Annotated in this window: 5 protein-coding genes; all 5 read right to left on the bottom strand. The window is 61.6% G+C overall.

Annotated features, from left to right (window positions below; all coding sequences use genetic code 11):
• A partial coding sequence (locus tag ACRDUX_RS02710) for a putative phage terminase small subunit (protein ID WP_526410772.1) occupies nt 1-440 on the bottom strand: 440 nt, incomplete at its 3' end.
• Nucleotides 433-918, bottom strand: coding sequence for a hypothetical protein (locus ACRDUX_RS02705; protein ID WP_526410770.1), 486 nt, complete (start codon nt 916-918; stop codon nt 433-435). The genes ACRDUX_RS02705 and ACRDUX_RS02710, both read right to left, overlap by 8 nt.
• Nucleotides 919-1,153: 235 nt before the next feature.
• Complete coding sequence (locus tag ACRDUX_RS02700) at nt 1,154-3,547, bottom strand: bifunctional DNA primase/polymerase (RefSeq protein ID WP_526410768.1); 2,394 nt, start codon at nt 3,545-3,547, stop codon at nt 1,154-1,156.
• 314 nt (nt 3,548-3,861) lie between these two features.
• Nucleotides 3,862-4,266 (bottom strand): hypothetical protein, encoded by a 405-nt coding sequence (locus ACRDUX_RS02695; protein ID WP_526410766.1) that lies wholly within the window; start codon nt 4,264-4,266, stop codon nt 3,862-3,864.
• 60 nt (nt 4,267-4,326) lie between these two features.
• A partial coding sequence (locus tag ACRDUX_RS02690; protein WP_526410764.1) for a hypothetical protein occupies nt 4,327-4,804 on the bottom strand: 478 nt, incomplete at its 5' end.

The following is a 4,804-nucleotide window of genomic DNA, read 5'->3' as shown; positions in this document are numbered from 1 at the left end:
GGCTTGAGTCCAGCGCGGTCCAAGGCATCGCGAATTGCGTTCAACTTCACCGCATCCGAAACCTTTTCGTCGGTGGCCATGTTGAGGAGTTCTTTTGCCATCCGGTCGGCTGCGTTGGCGAGTCGGGCTCGCGCTGCGTTGCGAACGTGCTTGGCCGCGCCGCCATGAAATTTGCAGACCGTCGCCCCGTTCAAAGCGGCATTCTTGCATCGTTGACCGGTCTTCCTGTGCGCGACGCATTGGCGATGCGGCACCGGTGACTTCGACCAATCGCGGCCTTCGATGGGCGATTCCTTCGATAGCTTCGCGCGCGTTTCGATTCGCTCTTTCGCATCGAGAATGAATCGAACATGTTTGGCCGCAAGTGGTTCGAGCCCTGCGGCCTTGTAGTCATCGTGGTTGTTGACGAACCGTGCGAGTCCTTCGTAGTAGTCACTCATCGTCGTCTCCATCATCTCCGTTGTTGTATTCGTCGTCTGACTCGTCGGTTTCATCCATCGCGGCGTAGCCGTCGGGTTCATCGTCGAATTCCTGCCACCGAAACGACACGTGCCAGCGCAAGCGTCCTTTACTTTTGCCGCTGTCGGTCTTGGTCGTGATCGGGGTGGGATCGACTAACACCGACATCCCGAACGCGGTGCCAAACATCTTGGACAGTCCCAGTGCGAACAACTCACCCGCTTCGCGTACGTCGTCGGTATTCGCTGCGCTGGGTTGCATGAATCCTCCAATGCCAGAGAGGAATTCATTCAACGCGTCGTTCAGCGTTGCACTGAACTTGAACGTCCGTCGATGAGCGACGCAGTACGGGCCGCCGAAGTTGCCGTCTACTGGGTTGTCACACGTTTCGATGCGACACCACACCGTAGTGAATCGGTCCGGTTCTCCTTTGGCTGTGTCCATCGCTTCGGTACTCATGATGTAGTGCCCTCTCGATGTTGTGTTGGTCGTGGCGTGCTTGCTGTTAGCCGACTCCGACGCCGCAGGGTGGAAGGGTGGATGATCCACCCTTGCGCTGCGAAAAAATGTGTCGAAGGGTCTACCCGCGAATGCACTGTTTGATGATGACCAGGGGTTTTGCAAATCGCGCGTACGCCGAATTCCCAAAAATCACGCAGAGAAGTTCCACCCATCCACCCTTTCCACCCCTCCATCACGACACCGCCGCACTGTTTGCTGATGCCAGCCACAACCGGATTCCTTCCTGCCCGTTGTGGGCGGTGAAGTTCTCGCGCCGCACCATCCCCGTTTCCACGGCGTAGGTCGCCGCGTCGTCGAAGGCGTCACGGTTGCTACTGGCCGACAAACTCTTACGCAGAACGGATAGTGATTGGCCATCGCTCTCACCGAGCTTGTCCACGATGCGGAGGGCCATGGCGGTGATGCGTTGTTGCTCGTCGGTGATCACCCTCGTCTTAGCCATCTCTCGCACGGCTTCATCCGCGCCGCGACTCCGATTAGCTTCGGCGCGGCTGCGTTCCAATTCGTACAACACTCCGGCGCGCGTTCGATCCGACACCGCCATCACGATTGCAGCGCGTTCCCAATCCGATTCAGTGATGGTGTGGCGTCGCCTCTCCAATGCCATCAGGGCGGCGGCGATCTTGAGACGAACGAGCAGCTTGTGACCGTCGAGTGGATCAACGCCAGCGTCCCCGCGTGCTACCGCGCGCCTGGTCGTCTTGATCTGTTCGCGCGCAACATCGGGGATCTCCAGCACGTCGAACTTCGTCGGTTCGGCGCGGTCGGCCAACTGCCGGTTTCTCGCCGCGTCCACGTCCAACGGATGGAACGACCCCGCACTGCCACCAGAGCCGGACCGTTCCCACCGCCCCAGGTCCAACGCGGGCGGCTCCAATGGTTCGGTCTCGGGCATGTGGGGATCGGCGCTCGGCAGCCACAGGATGCGTTGTGGGGTGCCGCCCTCGGCATCATCGAAGAGCGCACCCGCCCTTCCCGGTTGCACGCCGATGATCAAACACAGGCGGTAGCGGTTCGCCTCCAGAACGATCCGCTTCTCGTCAGCGGCGTAATCGGTGCCCAGGCGCTCACCGGACCACCCTTCGCGATGGGTGCTCATGATCGTGGCGCCACCGCGCGCCGCCGTCGCCGTGAGGGTGTCGACCTCGGGAATCTTGGCCAGCACCGACCATTGTTTTCCGGCTTGCTCGGTGCCCCCACCTTGGTTGGCGGGCAGCTTGCGCATGTAGGCGAAGCACTTGGCCAGCCCTTCACCGCTACCGGGCTTGCTCGGTGCGTAATCGGGCTCGGTGCGCAGCCAGCTTCCCGCAGCGGCCATGGACGCCGATTTACTGTCACCGCTGCGGCCCACCACGGCCACGAATAGGTTCAGGCTGGCGTAGTCACCCACGGTGGGCGGCAAGACGACGTGTGGCGGTACGTGGGCGATGACGCGGGCCAAGGCGTTGCCCAGCATCGCCCACGGCCCGACCATGCGCGCATGGGCGAACTGGCGAAGGTCACGCAATTGCGGCGACGATGACCAGAACGTTTCGGTTTGAGCGTCTGTGGCGGCAGCGTCGGAATTGACGGTGTTTCCGCTGGGATCGGCGGATGGATCGGGTTGGCCGGCGTCGGTGCTTGCGTCCGGGGCGAGAGTGGCGTTGATGACGTCGAGAGAGCCTGTGTTCAGTTCACTGTTGTGCGCGCTGCCGTACTGACGGTTCGCCTCTTCGCGGCATTGCTCTAACGTCTTGAGCCTCGCCTGTGCGATGCCGTTGCGAACAAGTCCAGTGAAGTCGACCTCATCTAATGTTCGACTGCGAAGGGCATAGGACTGAGCGGCAGCCTTTTTTAGTTCATCAACCGCAGTTTGATAGGGATACATCGACACCCGTGCCTCCTGCGCCGCGATACGCAGATACATCCGAAGCAGACTGCGCGTGTCTTCACGCTCGGTGGCCAATCGACGTGTGAGGTTCGCCAGGGCTGGGGGGTGTTCATTGCCGACATGGGCAGCACAAAATGCCTTCACGTCAGTAGCAGTGATAGGCACCACCCCGCCCTGGCGTTGAGCTTTAGCCCGAATCTCGGCAGCGATGGAACTGGGAAGCGGTGAGGCCGAACACATCCGAACCCACTTGTAGTGGCCATTTTTCGCGTGCCGGGTCGGGGCCAGGATCAATCCGCCACCATCGCCGCGCACTTCACCCCAGTCCAGCACCGGGCAGCCGATGCGTTCACCGGCAGGTTGATTGAACCAGTAATGCCCGCGCCGGTCGTCGTCGGTACGGGTCGATTGAAACGGCGCGGTGTCGAGCCACTGCCACCAATGCGCCGGTACCTCGTCGGGTCGGTCCACGTCGAGCACGACGCAATCAGCGGCACCGGGGGAGGTCGCGATACCGGTGGCGCGTGCTCCGAATTGATCGAGCCATCCCCGTATGACCGTCTTGTCGGTGGTGACGTGCTCATACCACATGTCATCTTCGTCGTCCGCGTCACCGACCAGGTTGCCGCACTGCTTGTGATTGGGCATGCGGGAGTCGAAGACGACGATGGGAAAGCCATCGTCGGCGTACTGCATCGCTCTATCAGCAAGGGATGTCGGCATTTCGCCGCTGCTGCTGTCGGTGGGGTGCTGTACCGTTGTCACTGCGATCTGCTCTCGTCAAGTTGGTCGTTGTCAGTCGGCTTTCCCTGACTGCTCGCCCCGGTGTCCAACGGTCTCGGACACCGGGGCAACCCATTTCTCTGGTCGAATCTATGTGTGCGCCAACGGGTTTCGCCGCTGGCGCGCCGGTATTCTGGACTGTGCTGCGTCTAGTGCTGCGCGGTGACGCCGACCGGGTCGATGTGACGAACCTAGCCACAGATTCCTCACTCGCCCGGTCGGTTTCGTTACGGCGCTGTGTCGTTGAAATCATCGCCTCCGTCGTCTGTTTCATCGTCGGCGTCGGCATCGCAATCAGGTTTGGTGGCTAGCGGCTCCGGTCCGCTCCACGTCGGGAGTGACCCGAATCCATCCGAATACGGTTCCTCGACAACGCATTCATCCGCATTGACTCCGTTTTTGTATTGGAACGCGGCGATGCAGGCACGACAGATGCGGATTAAGACGATGAGATCACCGCGGGCGACGGGAAACGTCACGAAACTCTCGCTGATCAATTCGTGGGCGTAGCCTTCGCGGTCTTTGCGTCGAATCTCGCTCCATTCCTCAGAGTCGCCCGGGCGAGGTGACTTCGGCGCGGTGACGGCTCGGAACCAATCGACGCAGTTCCGGTAGCGCTTGCGTTCGATCACGATCGGTCCGCCGATCTGCAAATCGCAGTGGATACGCCCTGAAATCGCAGCGCACGCCTTCTAGAAGTCTTGCGGTGAGTGCATCACCCACGGTTGGGTCGGGTGCGACGTGGCGACGATGGCGGGCAAGCCTGGTGCGGTGCCCATCGTGAAGGCGGCAGCAGCATCGTCGGCGGACTTGCGCAAACGGTCATCGGCACCGGCCAGCAGATCGAACCACCGCAGCTCGGGCCACTCCGCGTAGAACGCCTCTACTACGAACTCTGTTGTACACCATACTGTTTCGAACTGTTCGCCAAGCGCGCGCGTCGCCGGATCGGGTGTGCCCGCCAGGATTCCGTGCAACGCCTTCGCGTTGGCGGCGACATGCTCCGGTGAGAGTGGCAGGCCGTCACCCACTGGCACACGCTCCGGCGCGTTGGCTAGCCGCCCCGCGATGTCTTCGGCGCTGGGGCGGGTGGATTGATCCCGCAGCTTCGCCGCATGGACCTCGTTACGGGTGATAGTGGATCGCAGTTGCGCTAGCTCTCGGTCGGTG

It is taken from the genome of Mycobacterium sp., assembly GCF_050701675.1.
GTDB lineage: Bacteria > Actinomycetota > Actinomycetes > Mycobacteriales > Mycobacteriaceae > Mycobacterium.
This window is presented reverse-complemented; position numbering and strand designations above follow the sequence as displayed.

Bases quoted from the DNA above. Each gene is read 5' to 3' on its own strand.
- ACRDUX_RS02705 (WP_526410770.1), bottom strand. From the start codon at position 918: ATGAGTACCGAAGCGATGGACACAGCCAAAGGAGAACCGGACCGATTC.
- ACRDUX_RS02700 (WP_526410768.1), bottom strand. From the start codon at position 3,547: ATGCAGTACGCCGACGATGGCTTTCCCATCGTCGTCTTCGACTCCCGC.